This is a genomic window from Trichocoleus sp. ST-U2 (assembly GCF_039961875.1).
Lineage (GTDB): Bacteria > Cyanobacteriota > Cyanobacteriia > Cyanobacteriales > FACHB-T130 > FACHB-T130.
This window is the reverse complement of record NZ_JAMPJY010000006.1, coordinates 172,393-188,558: the sequence shown is the minus strand read 5'-3', so window position 1 is coordinate 188,558 and position 16,166 is coordinate 172,393. Positions and strand designations below refer to the sequence as shown.

Here is a 16,166-nt window from a genome sequence, read left to right as displayed (position 1 = left end):
CGGTTCAAACATGAACGCTCGTAAGCCACGATTGGTTCACCCCTCAACCATGTCATGACTTAAGTATCCCATCTAACTTTAGACTCCTGTACGGGCGCTGTTTACGAGATATCTCCCCTGCTTTGGAGAGTTGCTGGTAAACCATTGCCCCCACGACTTGCTCAGTATCTGTAGTCGGTAGCCCGTCGTTGATAGTCCCTAGTCCATAGTCTATTCCTAATTTCATCATTGAATGAAGCCCCGCCTTATCGGTGGGGCAATTTTACCCGACTCGTACATCCGTTTCTTCTATCTCTCGATTTAACTCTGTAGGGTCTAAAGGTTCTGATATCGTTGATTCCTTTTCACCAGGGCCAATATATCTCTCTAGTAGCATTAATAACTCACTTTCTCCAAAAGGCTTGGTTAGGTAGTCGGTTGCGCCTACCATCCTGGCTCTGACTCGATCGATAAATCCATCTTTGCCAGTCAGCATGATGATGGGGGTCTGTCGAAAAGCGGTTGATTTCCGGAGCATGGCACAAATCTCATAGCCTTCGAGGTCGGGCATTGCAATATCACAAAGAATCAAGTCGGGTTTGAGTTGGAAGACGAGACTGAGTGCTTTGAGAGGATTGCTAATCGCGGTTGCCTCATAACCTTGTGGTTTTAGGATATATTCGACGGTTTTACCGATGGCAACGTCATCATCGATACACACAACGCGAGGAATTTTGTTGGCTGGGGTCGAATCGGATTCTATGCTAATTCCGACTCGGCGACTGGCTGCTGTTTCGTCGCTGGTACAACTTTGCAGTTGTACCCAACCTTGTTGTACATAGGGATAAATGGCTCTTGCCACAGTTAAAATTTCACGATTTAGATATCGGGCTAGCTGCCGTAGGGAGGTTTTTCCATCTAGCTGGCGATCTAGGGTTTTAAAAGCATTTTCTGGCAGGGCAGCGCGTAAAGAAACTGCGTCGGCAATGACTGGGCAGTGATTGGGAGATTGAATGTGGGGATGAAATTGTTTCCACTCCTGCACCTGCTTCATGATCTTGGCGACGAGGGGGGCAATTTCTAGGGTGGTAAGTTGTGGTGCTAGCGCTGGGCCAATGTCGAAGATGAAGGAGCCTTGATGAAGGCTGAGGAGGTCGAATAAGGTTTCATGCACCATACTGCGGATGATGCTGCGCCCTTGAGCGGGGGTCAAAATATGATTTTCCAACAGTGCCCACAAGTAGCCGTATTCGGGCGCATTAATCGCATCAATTAAGGGGACTTCCAGAGTTTTGAGGGAGGTTTCGGCTCGATAACGGCGTAGGTAGTCGCGCAAACGCAACAAACTGCCGGTTCCATCGCTAGCATAGGCGATTTGTCCGTTGAGGAAGAAGACAAACCAGAACGGCCCTGGTTCTTTGAGTTTTGCGTCTCGGTAGGGGATGCTGGTACGTCGCGCCCCTACATGCTCACCCGTTCCTTGAACAGGTGAGCTGTATGCCTCCACGAATAATTCACCTGTTCGCTGACCTAATTCGATCAGTTGCAGGATGCTGCGTATATCAATTTCATTTAACGTTCCCTGCATGTAATGAAAATGCGCTCCTAATAACCGTTTGAATCTGAGTTAATGTTGCATTTGTCAAGTTTTACGCGGTGCCTGCTATAAAAATCTTTACAATTAGGTAGTTTTTCTTTGAGTAAAGGATGGAGCCAGATAATACAGTACCAGGGAAAGAGATTCTGGCGAAGGCACAATCTTTACTGACAAAAGTCAAACCTATGCAAGTTATTTGTCTGGTTGCTTTTGCCGGGTTCAATTAGAAATGGAACTAGCCGAGAATTGTCTGTGGCAGGATTGCCTAGGATTCAAGTTAAATATTAAATAAGAAAGAAATCGAAACATATTTAGTTTAATTTAAGACTTGACGTGGCTGCCAACACGGGCTAAATTACGGAGTCTTCAGGGAGAAACTGACCAAAAGGCGATCGCGTTTTAGATCGGGGTGTGAATTCAAAGGTGGAAGCGCCTCGTGGGTCGGCACTTCCACAACAAGGTCTGAAAAGGTTAGGATCGTTCTGGTTATGAAGCCTGGGCGAGAATTATGGCGGCATGGCTCTGGTGGGACCAGAGATCGGTCAACAAGCGGGCACAAGATACATCAAGAGGACCATCAGCGTGCTGTATCTAGCAGAAGTACAAAAAAAGAGTGGCGGTGTTTTTGGTGGTGGCAAGGCCGAACTAAAACTGCTGGCTTGTCAGCAGAATGACCAGAGTTGGCGTGCTGCGTCTGATGAAGTGATTCCCGCTCCTGAAGAAGCCAATAATTTTAATGGTGGCGTCTTGGTGCTGGTTGAGCTAAGCGGGAATCGGCAAGTGCAGCGTCCGCCGACAGAGGCGGGGCGTCAGTTGGTGAATATCTTGCAGAATTTCTCTCGCCAACTGGAAAAGTCGAAAACTCAGGAAGAAGAAATTGAACAGTGGAAGCAGTCGCTGACTTATCAGAGTCAGGAGTTAAACCGGCGCGAAATGGAAATGGAAGCGCGGGTGGAACAGCTGCAACAGTTGGAGGAAGACTTTGAACGGTTGGAGGCGCAACGTCAAGAAATTGACAGTTCGCGGGAGGAAATTGAGCGACTGCGGGAAGAGTGCGATCGCAACCGCATCGAGATGGAGGGAGCGTGGGAACACTTGCGGGGCGAGCAGCGACGCTTGGAGGAACGACAGGCGGAGTTCCAACAGGGAACCGTATTAGATGAGGAGCAAGGTCAAAAGATTCGGGAATTACTAGATCGTTTAGCTTCGGCGATCCCTCCTACGGAAGCAGTGCGAGAACAACTGAATCTGGCTTTTGAAATTGTCAACGGGCAGCAGGGAACCCTAGACCAGCACTGGCAAAATCTGGAGCAACAACGCAACAATGCCCAACAGAAGCAAGCGGAAGTAGACCAGCAAACTCAAGAACTGCAAAGGCGCACGGAGGAGTTAAAGCAGGCTCAAGAGGCTCTGGAAAAAGTGCGTTTAGAGCGGATGGTGCTTCAAAACTCCCTGGAGATCAAGCAGGAGTATGCTCAGATGCAGAGTCTCCAGTTGCGAAATCAGGAGGAGCTGTACGAGCAACTTCACCGTCTGGCAACAACTTCAACGGGTGTCAAAATTAGCCAAAAGGTCGATCTGGAAGCGCTGGAGAAAATGCCCCTAGGCGAGCTGCAAGAAACCGTGCAAAATCTTCAGCAAGATTTGGAAAAAGTGATGCGCTTTGTCAATGACCAAGAAGAAGAGTTGACCTTGCAGCGTCAAACGGTTGAGGAATTGCAGACGAAGATCGAGCAAGCCAGCGAGTATGACCGCCTCAGTTTGGAAAATGAGCTAGCAGAGGAGCAGGATTGCTACCAAATGCTGGATGAGACGCTGGTGGGCCAACGCATCTACCTGCGGGAGCGAGAAGAAGTTTTAAATCAACACTTGCGGGTGCTGCGGCGACGGCAAGGGATTGTGGACAATGAAGGGCAGGACAATCAAAAGATTGACTTGGGTCCGGTTCTGAGTCAATTGGAGGGACAACGACAACAACAGGCAGAGGAACTACAAAAGCTGGAAAGCCAGATTGAGCAGGTGCGGATGAGCATTCAGCAAGCTCAAGGCATGATTGACCATCAAGCTGGCGAACAGGAGCAAGAGCGCCAGCAGATTAAGCAGCTAGAGCAGAAATTGCAGGAAATGAGGGCGGCGGCGGCGGAACTCGTGGGCAAGGTAAATACCTATCAGGAAACGCTACAGCCAATGCAGGATCGCCTGAATGAGATGCGGCAGAAGTTGGAGGCAATCGTAGGGACGTTGGCTCAGGTTCAGGAAACGGGTGACTATCAGCTGCAATCAATTACTGAGATGCGGCAAGTTCTCCTCACCTTGATCGGTGGTTAGTTGAATGCGGCATGAGAATTAAAAATTAAGAATCCAAAATTTAAAATGAGTCGTTCTGAATTTTTAATTTTGGATTTTTAATTTTTAATTGAAATCCAAACTCCATCTACTTGTGCGATCGCGCCCCCAGGAAAGGGATCGGTTTGAGAGCGGTTGGGGGCTGTAATTAAGGCAGTCAGTTTTTCGATTTGCTCGAAGCTGGGAGTGATGGTTAGAACTGAGGCGAGAAAGTGTCGCATGACGCGACGTTGCAGGGCTAGGGGGGCTTGACGCAATACGAGGCGATTGAGTCTTGGGTCACGTCTGTAGTCAGTGCTCAGTGCTGTAGGAGCGGGGTTTTCCTGCTTATGCTCAGGGCTGAGTGGCGAGTCTTCGTTTTCTAGGGCTTGTTGCAGCAGCTTCTGAGCGGCTTCTTCAAGATATTGCACATCTGCCCGTAACAGTTCCGCTGTCTTCGCCAGTGTTTGCTCAACTTGGGGGTTGAAGTGAGTTTGTAAGTATGGCAGTAACTCCTGGCGGATACGGTTACGGGCATACTTGAAATCTTGATTCGTAGAATCTTCCCAAACGGGAATCTGAAATTCTTGGCAAAATTGAGCGGTTTGTGCCCTAGTAACTTCTAGAAGAGGGCGCACCAGTTGCAGTGTTGGATGCAGTGTTGGAGTCAGCGGACGCTGCCAGGTTAGGGCTTGTAATCCATCGGCACCACTGCCGCGCATCAGGTTATAAAGGAGGGTTTCGGCGCGATCGCTCGCTGTATGACCTGTGACAATGTATGGGAAGTTGTTGGTTTGGGCGATCGCACTCAAGGCTTGATAACGCCACTGCCGCGCCGCTGCCTCTGAGGTGATAGATGGCGTTTCTGGGGCGGTTTCCAAGTAATAGGAGACTTGCCAGGTTCTCGCCAACTGTTCCACATGGTTGGCATTTGCTTGGGAATCCGGACGCCAGCGGTGATCGCAGTGAGCAATTCCTAGATGCCATCCCCACTTTGGCTGCAAATCTAGCAGTAATTTGATTAAGCAGAGAGAATCTTGTCCCCCGGAGACTGCAACTAATAGGGGCTGGTTTCGCGGTAAGAGATGGCGATCGCGTAAAATTCGATGCAATTGGGCATGGAGAGGCGTCCAAATGGGGCGGTTTGGCATTTATCTTCAGTTTCGCACTTGGAATGCACCAGCTCTTTTCTAGTCCCTCTTAAAAAAGGGAATTGGGGGGATCTCCATCTGTGCGATCGCTCGGTCGATAAACGTCACCGGGAGAGTGGTCGGGATTAATCTCAACCACCAAGTCTACCGTCCTAGGATTTCTCGTCAGCGGTTTGATAAATAACTCTGGGTGGAGCGATTTCCAGAAATACTTGACAAATTCATCAATTTCCGAATCTGTCATGCCAGATTTACCAGCAGCAATCATGTCGTGTTCTGCCTGCCGTCGCCACTGCACAGACAGACGATAATCAACGGGATACAGCATCATCAGCCGATCTAACCGTTCCCACAAAGGTACATAGTCCTGCAATCGGGCATTCATGTCACGGGCAAACGTTCGCTCAGCAGCGGTTACAATCGGCGGTGGCGCATTGTCAAAGGTAGCGGGGTCTATGGGACGGACGCCGACAAACCACCCTTCAAACAGGATGATATCGATGTTTTGGACAATTTCTGGCTGCGTCCTATCACCGGCACCTTCCCAGGCAGATTTATCAAAGCGGGGGACTGGAATCGGTTGCCCGGATGGCTGAAGCAGACAGTCCAAAACGTCTAAACCCAATTGAATATCGTGGGTTCCGGGTGGCCCGCGCCAGATTAAGCGGGGGTCTTGCTTTCTTAAGGCAAGGCGATCGCGATAGGTTTTGTAAAGGTCATCCAAGGATAGGCTGAGTGTCGAGTTCCCTAGGTGTTTGAGAATTAAGGTAAGGACGGCTCCCAGAGTCGTTTTGCCAGTTCCCTGTCCCCCTAAAATCCCCTGGATGAGGGGGCGTCCTAACTGTTGCCGATCCTGCGCTAGTTTTGTGGCTAAGGGAAGCCAGAGGTTCCAGAGCGTTTCTAAACTAAGGACTAGGAACTGCGGGCTAAGGACTGAGGAAAGATGGGGATAGGTTAAGAGGAACAAATGCGATCGCTTGCGGATGACTTCCTCCACATTGGCGGGTGCGATCCCAAAAGCTTTCGCCCGGAAGTCATCTGCTAGCGCCTGTGCTGCCAAATGTTCCAACTGTGCTGAAGTCGGCGTTTTTCTAGCGATCCAATCGTTAAAAATTTGGCGAAGAGAGTCCATCACGAACCAAGTTTAAAGGCTTCAATAAATAAACTGTAAGTCAGACCAATTTTCAGCGCATTCAACATTTCTGTCACTAATAAGCGGTTGGGAACGCCTTCACCTGTTGGCACAACTCGCCGGTTTCTGCCGTAAACGAACCGATTCACGGTTTCGGTGAAAAAAATTAAAAATCCAGCGGCAATCACATCCCAGTTAGCGGTTTGTCCCGCTGTTGTGGGAATAGCGGTTCCTAGAAACACGCCCACTAATAGGCTCATCACCACCAGCGATATCCGTCGCCAGGGATTGCGAAACCATCGCCTCAGCTGTTGGCTGACAACATCAAAGAGATTGTTGAGACGAGTCCTTTGCATCGTTGAGGCTGACTCCGAAGTAATGTCCTGCTTTCCAAAAGCTTTTTTTAATTATCTGATGCTCCTACCACTTCCTCGATTGGGAAGTTTTTAAAGCTAGAGACGGCGATCGCGCTAAGCGCCGCCTTAATAAAGATTTGTGTTTGTAATATAGAGATTTATTTAGAATCAAAAAATTTCTTAAAAGTAAGGGCATTCTCAATACAGATGAGATGATGTGTCCGTGCCTTCTCCTATGCCAACCAGCATACAGGTAGCCCTGGCAACGGTAATCAGGAGACAACTTAGGATTGGAGCGATCGCGCTGCGGCAATGGGGTAGCGATCGCTCCATTTTACATATCCAGCGTAGGTTTGCACTTCGTCCAAATTCATTTTCTAATCGTGAGTAACTTATAAAACGCAATAACCAAAACCCAACACCTCTCATACGCTCTATAAGATTTAAAAATTGAATTCGGAGTTTATAGAAAAAAGGTATAAATTCAATTTGTGTCAATTTTGCGACAACTTATGCCGGAGAAATTTCTCGAAAGAAGTCTCCTCTCCTAGAATCTATTAATATCACACATCAATACTATACTTATCTAACTTCCAAAAATTAGCATCAACTTAACGGGTTATCAGCTTTCTCCTTTGCCCCTTCATGAAGGAGCCAAAACGGTTATTTATCAGGGTAATAGAGAGGCTGAACAAACCTCTGTGAGTGTAAAAGCCCTTAAAGCCGAATATCCCGCTCTTGAAGAAATTTTTCGATTGAGACATGAATATAAAATTTTACTTCCTTTGGATATAGAAGAGGTTGTTAAATCACTGGCATTAGAAAACTATAACAACGGTCTAGCGTTAGTATTAGAATATTTTGACGGAGAATCTCTAGAAAAAGTTATCAAATCTCCCCTAAGAACTGATTTAAACCAGTTTATTCCGATTCCTATTCAGCTAGCAGATACCCTTGCCGCCTTGCATCAAAACCAGATTATTCATAAAGATATTAAACCACACAATATCCTGATGAATTCTAAAACTGGTCAAGTTAAGATTATAGATTTCAGCATTTCATCGCGTCTTTCTAGAGAAACTCAGACACAAGGTAATCCCACTTTACTAGAAGGCACCCTTGCCTATATGTCGCCCGAACAAACAGGGAGAATGAATCGGTCGATTGACTACCGTACCGACTTTTACTCGTTAGGCGTCACCTTTTATCAAATGCTGACGGGAAATTTACCTTTCTCTTCTACTGATCCGCTGGAACTCGTTCATTTTCACATTGCTAAACAACCTGCTTCTCCCGACCAAATCAATCCAAACATCCCGGCATCAATTTCAGCGATTGTAATAAAATTATTAGCTAAAAACGCTGAAGCTCGATATCAAAGCGCCCAAGGATTAAAGGTAGATTTAGAGGAATGCCTCGTTCAATTGCAAAGAAATGGCAAAATTGAATACTTCCTTCCAGGTCAGCGAGATAAATCTGGGCAATTGCTTATCCCCCAAAAACTGTATGGTCGTGAAACTGAAGTATCCACCCTAATGGATGCCTTTGACCGAGTCAGTGCTGGAACTACCGATACTCCTTAGCGGGACTTAGACAGATTTCAAGCCCAAATAAAGCCCAAAGCCGCTTTATAAGATGAGAATACGTCCTGATTCTGATTCAGCCACTGCACAAAACGGAAAGACATGGCTGTCCGAAACGCCTCTAATGCTTCAGGAAAGGTGTTTAAAGGTTTCGACGCCCAACGCCTTCTTAATCCTCCAGTTTTGGTGTGCCATAAAATAAATGTATAGGCGCAAAACACAAGAATGAAATGTCTTATCAGGCTTCTATAATCTCTGACTTGATATTCAGATAGTCCTAACCATCCTTTAGCTTCCCGATAGAAAACTTCTACCACTATCCTTTGAGAGTAGGTAGTTACTATCCACTCGGCTGTGGCTTTTGTTGATTCAACATTAGTAATAAAATAGTCAACGTCACTAGAAGAGTCGAAGGTTGAGGCATTCATGACGATAGCAATTTTTCTCGTTCCTTCTAGCTGTGATAGTTCAACTTCAACAGAAGCTACCCAAACAATTTTCGGTTTATCTAGGTTGAGTTGAACAGGGGTGAAATCCTCTACGGATAAAAATTCCGATAACTTATCTAGGCGAATCTCTTCTCGTTGACTTGTCCCTATTTGGATTATCACCTTACGGTTTTTGGCTAATCCTCCTAGATACTTGAGTTTCCTTTTTTCCAGCTCCAGCAAAAACGTTGTGTTATTTCCATACCCAGCATCAATTAATACGATACCCGGTCGATATCCTCTCTGTAAGCTGCGGCCAATTAACCCTAAAGCTAGCTCTGGCTTTTTCTTGAATTCAAGGTCTTTATCTTTTTTTCCCTCAGGTAAAGAACTCGCGTGTTGATATAACTCTATATCTAACGGTAGGCTTTTTTTGCCATCATATAGATGAGTTGTTACCACTACTATCCCGTTATCGGTTTTCCCTATTTCTCCAATGTACTGCCGTCCCACTCCGGCTGTGAAATTGCCGCTTTTTCTATGCCCGGAGTCATCAACGATTAACGTGCATCCTCTACTGATTCGGGTTTGGCTGCACTGATTCATCACCAGCAATCGGCGCTCGTTTACCTCTTGGGATGACCAGGGCGCTTCCGTCAAAAAATGATGTAATCGATGGTAAGTCACTCCCACCGCGTTATCCGCCATTTGAGACAGGTTTTTTCGTTCACTTTCCCCCAATAATCCGCCTATATAGTTCCTAAATTCCCGTTTTTGGGCTTGATGCGTCCAGATATCATCAAAGCGTTTACACCATCTCTCAAAACAAGCAGGCATGGCGGCAGGAGTTGTCTCTTTCATGGCTCAATCTTTAACGTGGAATACTTGCCATGTCTGGATTATATCTTTATTGTTTCTGAATTTTAGTTTAAATACCGATAGCGTTAAATTTTCAAGGCAAAGCTGCGGATAAATTTCTATTGATTGGTGAAAGCTTTAATGAAGCCGAAACCTTGCCCCAGTTAATTGAATTGAAAGGGGGCACTGGCTTATTTGTTGCCTATGTTGCTAAGACAATTCTTCTGTATCAATTTAAAGATTACGAGGGCGCGATCGCAAGCGCAGCTTTAGCCGCAGAGCAAGCTGGTTCTGCATTTGGTTTTATGCAGGTTGCCGTACTGAATTTCTACCATTCCTTGGCTCTTTTGGCTCATTATCCCCAAGTTAACGATACTGAGAAACAACAATACCTAAATACAGGAAATGCCAATCAAGAAAATATGAAACATTGGGCGTACCATGCGCCACTGAATTATCAACATAAGTACGATTTAGTAGAGGCAGAGAAGGCGCGGATATTAAAACAAACTTCTAGCGCGATGGAGTTGTATGACATCAGCATTCAAAGAGCCAGACAGCAAGGATATATCCAAGAAGGAGCACTGGCTAATGAACTAGCGGCAGAGTTTTATTTCTCGCTTGGTAGAGAGAAGTTAGCTCAGTTTTATTTAACTGAAGCATACTATACTTTTATTCGGTGGGGAGCAACGGCAAAATCCAAAGATTTAGAAGCAAAATATTCTGATTTCTTCTCCCGGCTACTTGTTAGAGAAACGATTAGCATTGAGAGAAATTTGACAACAACTTCCACAACAGGAACAGGTTCTGCTGCACTAGATTTAGCAGCAATTGTAAAGGCGTCAATTGCGATTTAATCAGAACTTGTTCTCGAACAATTGCTGGAGAAGTTGATCCATATCTTGGTTGAGACAGCCAGAGCGAGAAAAGGAATTCTTCTGTTAAAAAAAAGCAAATCAATGGTTGCTAGTTGCTAAAAAACTTTTGGGCAAACAAAGTTGTTTGGCTTTACCTTTAATTTCCCTTAAAAGTTGCGATGATCTACCGATTTCTTTAATCCAATACATCGAAAGAACTAAAGAAACGGTGGTTTTAGACTCCGCAACTACAGAAGGACTCTTTATCAATGACCCATACATTCTGAAAAACCAACCCAAGCCCATCTTAGGGTTGCCTATCTTTCACAAAAGACAGTTGACGGGGATTTTTTACTTGGAAAATGGCTTGGCTCAAGGAGTTTTTACTTCAGAACGCTTAGAAGTTTTAAAAGTATTGACATCCCAAGTCGCCATTTCAATAGAGAATGCCCAAATTTACAAAAACTTGCAAATTTACTCTCACGAACTGGAAATTAAGAATAGCACTTTATCGGAAAAAACTCAGGAACTAGAACAAGCCCTTCACCAGTTACAACAAACTCAGACTCAATTAGTTCAAACCGAAAAAATATCTAGCCTGGGACAACTGGTGGCGGGGGTAGCCCATGAAGTAAATAATCCTGTTGGGTTCATTTCCGGTAATCTGCATCATGCTTCTGGGTATGTACATGATTTACTTAACTTAGTTAATCTTTATCAGTAACATTTTCCCAATCCACCTGCCGAAATTGAAGAGGAAGCTGAGACAATCGAGCTGGATTATCTGATGGAAGATTTGCCCAAATTGCTCACTTCGATGCAAGTAGGGACTGACCGAATTCGAGAGATCATGCAGTCTTTACGCAACTTCTCGCGGGTTGACGAAGCAATCGGAAAGCCTGCGGACATTCATGCTGGGTTAGAAAGCACGTTGATGATTCTACATCATCGTCTAAAAGCGAGCGTGGAGCGTCCGGCAATTGAGCTGGTGAAAGAGTATGGTGAGTTGCCGTTAGTGGAATGTTACACCGGACAACTTAACCAGGTGTTTATGAATATTATGGCGAATGCAATTGATGCAATCGATGAGGTAATGAGTAAGAAGATACGGGGAATCGATAATCGACCCGAAAGTGCGAATTACCCCTTGCCAAAGATTCAGATTCACACGGAAGTAATTAATGGTGAGAAAGTAGCGATTCAGATTGCTGACAACGGACCGGGAATGCCGGAAAAAGTTCGGCAACGTCTGTTTGAACCCTTCTTTACAACGAAGCCGGTAGGCAAGGGGATGGGGCTAGGTTTATCCATTAGCTATCAGATTGTCGTAGATAAACATGGTGGGCAATTGAGCTGTATCTCAGCGCCAGGAGAAGGGACGAAGTTTATGATTGAGATTCCGCTCAGGACAGCCCTTTCAAAAGTGTTATAGGGGCGGGAAACATCCAAAGCTTGAGTGTCTAGAAGCCTCACCCAAGATTCTTGTTTTGTGGCGTAGATGAAAAATGGCGATGGGCGCGATCGCTCACGCGAGGAGTCCATCTTTGGCGGAGCTTTTTGCCATTAAGGACGGTAAACTCCTGAAAGACTATCCAAAAGCTTATGATTTTAAAGGTTTACCCTGGGTTTCTGATTGCTGTGCTTTTAGGACTCATCGGGTTAGGACTGGGACTGCTTCAGGAGCGGGTGGAACTCAATTGGGCAAAGTTAGATGCTTCGTTGCTCTCAAAAACGAATGCTTCACTGCGGGAAAATCCTCCCGGCGCGGGAAAGTTGCCGAACTCTACACCAGTTGCCTCACCCACAGACGATCGACCAATACCGCTAATTGCGGTTCGTCAAGGGCCTTTACGGGTGACGAATCAAACGGAGTATCCGCTACGGCTGGCGTTGCTGACTTATCAGCCACCAACGACATCTTATGGGGAGCCAGCACACTGGGATTTTGCTCCAGGAGAAGGGGGGAGTCAGGGCGTGACTTTATCGCTGCCTGGAGGGGATTTGCAGCTAAAAAAGGGGGATATTCTGGTGGCATTTGCCCAAGATGGTTCCCGCCGGTATTGGGGACCGTATGTTGTGGGTGAGACGCCTCTGCCTGTCTGGAATGCTCAGGTGTCGGAATGGCAACTGGTTTTGCAATCTTAGGTCGTAGATAGTCGGGGGTCATTCGTTTATAGTCAGCAGTTAGAAGTCAGTTGTTTTTTCTTCTCTACGGACGAATTACCCATGACTTCTTATCAATTACCCATTCACCAATGACAATTTAGGGAACTCATAGGTTTTGCCAGAGTCAGGAAGTGCTGCTGGGTAGGTGGGAGTCATGACATCTTGCAATGAGTGCGCTGGCGTCGCATTTCCAGCTAGATTAAGGTCTGGGAAAATGCCTTTTGAGGTTGCCCATTACTGACGGACGGTTCGGGGGTTCATGAAATTTAGGGTTGAGCGAACGGTTAGAAGTTGGTGGAAATCTTGGGAGAAGCATCCCAGCGTGCTGGTGAGTCTATCGATTCTGTGGGTGCTAGTGGTTTGCTGGCTGGCTTTTGTGTGGAATTTAGGGAATATCGGTCTGGTTGATGAAACTGAGCCGCTGTTTGCTGAAGCTGCCCGCCAGATGACGGTAACGGGAGATTGGATTACACCGTATTTTAACGGGGAGACGCGCTTTGATAAGCCGCCGTTAGTTTACTGGCTGATGGCGATCGCTTATAAACTGATTGGCGTCAATGAATGGGCGGTGCGATTGCCTTCGGCGCTGTCTGCGATCGCTGTGACGGGATTAGGCTTCTATACGTTGCGCTACTATGGGCTTCCTTCTCCGAGTGCGGTGACGGGGCAAGCTAGGGATGGGATGATAACGCAGCGTCAGTTGTGGCTATCGGCTTTACTAGGTGCGGCTGCGATCGCTCTAAATCCAGAAATGATTGTCTGGGGACGCACAGGCGTCTCTGATATGCTGCTAACCGGCTGCGTGGGTTGTGCGCTACTTTCTTTTTTTCTTGGCTATGTCAACACCAACCAACCCGCGATCCAAACTCGTTGGTATCTCGCTTTCTACGTGCTAGTTGCCTTGGCAATCTTGACGAAAGGGCCGGTCGGCATTGTCTTACCCGTTCTGATTATTGGGGCTTTTCTACTTTACCTGGGCAAGGCTCAGGAAGTGTTGCGGGAGATGTTTCCGATTCGGGGCTTGGCACTGGTGTTGGTTTTGGCAGTGCCTTGGTATGTTTTGGTGATTTTGCGGAACGGCGAAAACTACGTTAATAAGTTTTTTGGTTATCACAACTTGGAACGCTTCACAGGCGTTGTTAATCACCACTGGGCACCCTGGTATTTTTACTTCCTAGTGGTGCTGCTGGGTTTTGCGCCTTGGTCGATTTATTTGCCGGTAGCGATCGCCCGTCTCCGCTTTTGGCAGCGCAGCAAATGGCGGAACTCCCCCCGTTCCACTCATTTAGGTTTATTTGCTCTATTTTGGTTTGCCGGGATCTTTGGCTTCTTCACCGTTGCGGTGACAAAACTCCCCAGCTATGTGCTGCCTTTAATGCCAGCAGCAGGAATTTTGGTGGCACTTTTGTTCAGCGACCAATTGAGGACTGGGGTGAAAGGACTGAGAACTGAGGAAGAAGTCGGTAGTTCAGAATTAGCAGTTAACCAGCCGGAAGGAGAATTCCCCACTCAGTCCTCAGTCCTCAGTCCTCAGCCCTCATTCCTCCGTCCTTTGTTTTGGAGTGGCGTTGTCAATGTGGTGTTTTTATCAGTTCTGGCAGGTGCGCTTCTATACAGCCCAAACTTCTTAGGATATGACCCTGCCGTGCCCGATCTGCGCCAAATGGTTCAACGATCTGGTTTGACGGTGTGGGGAGGCATCATCTGGGGGGCAACCGCTATTTGGACAGGGCTGTTGCTGCTGAAACGACGGCGGTGGCGTTGGCTGTGGACTTCAAATCTAATCGGATTTATGGCTTTTATCATCTTTGTGGTAACGCCTGCCTACTTCATGATGGATCGAGCACGTCAGATGCCGCTGCGGGAATTATCGGCACGGATCGCCCAAGTCCAGCAGCCAGGGGAAGCCATATTAATGATTGGTTTCAAAAAACCGAGTGTCGTATTTTACACGCAGCGCCCGGTGAATTACTTTGCCAAAGTTAGCTCGGCAATGGAATACATTGAAGCGATCGCGGCGACTCAACCCAAGCCACCTTCGGTATTGATTTTGACTGAGCCTAAATATTTAGAGAACACAAAAATACAGCCCAAGGAGTACCAAAATTTAGGCAAAGCCGGTGCTTATCAACTCATTCGGTTGTCAAAACAAATCGTCGCCAGTGTCCAGCATCGACACTCTAGCTAAATGCTAAATTGTTAAACTGCCGCAGCTTGCAGTCATATCAAGCCTGGATAATTGGGCGTGATTAGAACACCTCACGCCCAATCCCTCTGTCTTTTCGCTTAGGGGTTGGGGGTGGAGAGGGCAGGAAATGCAGTGGTTCGGCAATGCTTGTTCGGCAAGCCGACTGGAATATTAGGTGAATAAAATTTCTGGTGGCATCATGATGAAATTCGGCGTTTTGGCACGACTGAGTTTGAAAGGATGAAAGCACCATTTTCAGGAAAAAGGAAAAATTTTTGGCATCAGTGCCGATTGCCGGTTGTTTGTTGCCTAATTTTCCTTTGGCTTTTGCTAGCAATGCCGGTGCTCGCTGAAGATTTACCATCGCCGTCACCCGTCACAATAGAAACGCTGCGACAGATGCAGCAACAACTAGATCGGCAGCGGTCTAATTATTCTAAAGAACGCGATCGCTTATCAAAACTCCAAAAAGCCGCGAAGGGACAACTCAGTGGCTTGCAGCAAAACCTGGAATTAACAGGTACCCAGCTTAATGACTACCAGTACCAATTACAAAGAGCCACTCAGGAATTAAAGACGTTACAAGAGGATCTGGCGATCGCGGAACGCTCTTATCAACAAAAGCAAGCCGCCACAGTTGCCCGTTTGCGTTTCCTGCAACGCCAGCAACTCTCTCACCAAGGATGGGGAATCCTGCTTTCTAGCCAAAATCTCAGTCAATTTTCCGACCGGCGTCGCCAGATCAAATTGGTGTTTCAAGCCGACCAACAAATCTTGAAAAACTTGAAGGCGGAAGCTGACCAAATCGATCGCCAAAAAACCGAGATCGAACAGCAGAAAAACCAAATTGCTCTGATTACCCAGCAATTGCTGGCACAAAAAGCCGACTTTGAAGTTCAGACACAGGCTCAGCAGCAGCTCATTCAACGCTTGAATACTAACCGGCAAGCCTTAGAAGCCGCCGAGAACGTTTTAGCAGAGGATTCCGCAGGGATTAGCACTCTCATTCAAAAACGAGTTGCAGAAGCGAAGGCAAAAAGAGAAAGAGAAGCGGCAGCGAGCAAAGCCATTCTTCGCGGGAGGGACATTATTCGCGGATCGGGTATTTTCAGCTACCCCAGCGATGCGGGAATTACAAGCAATTTTGGTTGGCGAGTCCACCCGATTCTGGGCTACCGCCGTTTCCATTCTGGTCTTGACTTTGGGGGAAGTTATGGCAGCACGATCCGCGCCGCCAACAGCGGAGAGGTAATTTTTGCCGGATGGTATGGAGGTTACGGGAAGGCGGTAATTATCGACCACGGCAATGGCATTACTACCTTATATGGTCACGCCAGCGAAATCTATGTTTCGGAAGGACAATCTGTAAACCGAGCCGATGCGATCGCGGCGGTTGGTTCTACTGGCTTTTCTACGGGACCCCATCTCCACTTTGAAGTCCGTAAAAATGGTACACCCGTAGACCCGATTACCTTCCTTTAGACCTTCCTTTAGGCTTATGGAAACAGACTCGTATCAGCCCTAAAATGGACAATTATTCGGGAAT

At 46.8% G+C, this 16,166-nt stretch carries 14 protein-coding genes and 1 pseudogene; 8 read left to right on the top strand and 7 right to left on the bottom strand.

Going from position 1 to position 16,166, the window contains the following annotated elements; translation table 11 throughout:
- Positions 1-52: 52 nt before the first annotated feature.
- Together NC996_RS06125 and NC996_RS06120 are read right to left on the bottom strand one after the other, a co-directional pair.
- The gene (locus NC996_RS06125) at positions 53-229 is read right to left on the bottom strand and encodes a hypothetical protein (RefSeq protein WP_190687698.1); all 177 of its coding nucleotides are present in this window, start codon (positions 227-229) and stop codon (positions 53-55) included.
- 33 nt (positions 230-262) lie between these two features.
- Positions 263-1,567, bottom strand: coding sequence for a response regulator (locus NC996_RS06120; protein ID WP_190414519.1), 1,305 nt, complete (start codon positions 1,565-1,567; stop codon positions 263-265).
- A gap of 525 nt (positions 1,568-2,092) precedes the next feature.
- Between NC996_RS06120 and hmpF the strand changes: the two genes are divergently transcribed.
- Entirely contained in the window at positions 2,093-3,904 is a 1,812-nt protein-coding gene (gene hmpF, locus NC996_RS06115; protein ID WP_242037645.1) for a pilus motility taxis protein HmpF, read from the top strand.
- 77 nt (positions 3,905-3,981) lie between these two features.
- On the opposite strand, the gene tilS is transcribed toward hmpF, so the two are convergent.
- The 3 genes from tilS to NC996_RS06100 are packed head-to-tail and all read right to left on the bottom strand — an operon-like array spanning position 3,982 to position 6,540.
- Positions 3,982-5,052 carry a tRNA lysidine(34) synthetase TilS gene (tilS, locus tag NC996_RS06110; protein WP_190687695.1) on the bottom strand — a complete coding sequence of 357 codons (1,071 nt, stop codon included), beginning with the start codon at positions 5,050-5,052 and terminating at the stop codon, positions 3,982-3,984.
- Between the two features lie 49 nt (positions 5,053-5,101).
- Positions 5,102-6,184: a glycerate kinase gene (locus NC996_RS06105; RefSeq protein ID WP_190687694.1), complete on the bottom strand. Its 1,083-nt coding sequence runs from the start codon at positions 6,182-6,184 to the stop codon at positions 5,102-5,104.
- Entirely contained in the window at positions 6,184-6,540 is a 357-nt protein-coding gene (locus NC996_RS06100; protein WP_190414525.1) for a DUF565 domain-containing protein, read from the bottom strand. The genes NC996_RS06105 and NC996_RS06100 overlap by 1 nt, the downstream gene beginning before the upstream one ends.
- A 599-nt stretch (positions 6,541-7,139) precedes the next feature.
- Here NC996_RS06100 and NC996_RS06095 point away from each other — a divergent pair.
- A pseudogene (locus NC996_RS06095) lies at positions 7,140-8,114 on the top strand (serine/threonine-protein kinase); the annotation flags it as partial.
- Positions 8,115-8,140: 26 nt separating this feature from the next.
- Here NC996_RS06095 and NC996_RS06090 read toward each other — a convergent pair.
- A complete protein-coding gene (locus tag NC996_RS06090; RefSeq protein ID WP_190687691.1) occupies positions 8,141-9,412 on the bottom strand; it encodes an IS701 family transposase in 1,272 nt (423 codons plus the stop codon).
- A gap of 119 nt (positions 9,413-9,531) precedes the next feature.
- Between NC996_RS06090 and NC996_RS06085 the strand changes: the two genes are divergently transcribed.
- From NC996_RS06085 to NC996_RS06065, 5 genes are all read left to right on the top strand, one after another.
- Positions 9,532-10,266: a hypothetical protein gene (locus NC996_RS06085; protein ID WP_190687688.1), complete on the top strand. Its 735-nt coding sequence runs from the start codon at positions 9,532-9,534 to the stop codon at positions 10,264-10,266.
- Positions 10,267-10,372: 106 nt separating this feature from the next.
- Positions 10,373-10,990: a GAF domain-containing protein gene (locus NC996_RS06080; protein WP_339380408.1), complete on the top strand. Its 618-nt coding sequence runs from the start codon at positions 10,373-10,375 to the stop codon at positions 10,988-10,990.
- A gap of 63 nt (positions 10,991-11,053) precedes the next feature.
- Positions 11,054-11,698, top strand: coding sequence for an ATP-binding protein (locus NC996_RS06075; protein WP_339380407.1), 645 nt, complete (start codon positions 11,054-11,056; stop codon positions 11,696-11,698).
- A 170-nt stretch (positions 11,699-11,868) separates the two neighbouring features.
- Positions 11,869-12,411: a hypothetical protein gene (locus tag NC996_RS06070; protein ID WP_190687685.1), complete on the top strand. Its 543-nt coding sequence runs from the start codon at positions 11,869-11,871 to the stop codon at positions 12,409-12,411.
- A 280-nt stretch (positions 12,412-12,691) separates the two neighbouring features.
- Positions 12,692-14,620, top strand: coding sequence for a glycosyltransferase family 39 protein (locus tag NC996_RS06065; protein WP_190687683.1), 1,929 nt, complete (start codon positions 12,692-12,694; stop codon positions 14,618-14,620).
- A gap of 61 nt (positions 14,621-14,681) precedes the next feature.
- Here the strand turns inward: NC996_RS06065 and NC996_RS06060 are convergent, their stop codons facing one another.
- Entirely contained in the window at positions 14,682-14,984 is a 303-nt protein-coding gene (locus NC996_RS06060; RefSeq protein WP_242037644.1) for a hypothetical protein, read from the bottom strand.
- On the opposite strand from NC996_RS06060, the gene NC996_RS06055 reads away from it, so the two are divergent.
- Entirely contained in the window at positions 14,957-16,102 is a 1,146-nt protein-coding gene (locus tag NC996_RS06055) for a M23 family metallopeptidase (protein WP_242037643.1), read from the top strand. The two genes, NC996_RS06060 and NC996_RS06055, sit on opposite strands and share 28 nt — an antisense overlap.
- Positions 16,103-16,166 lie beyond the last annotated feature (64 nt).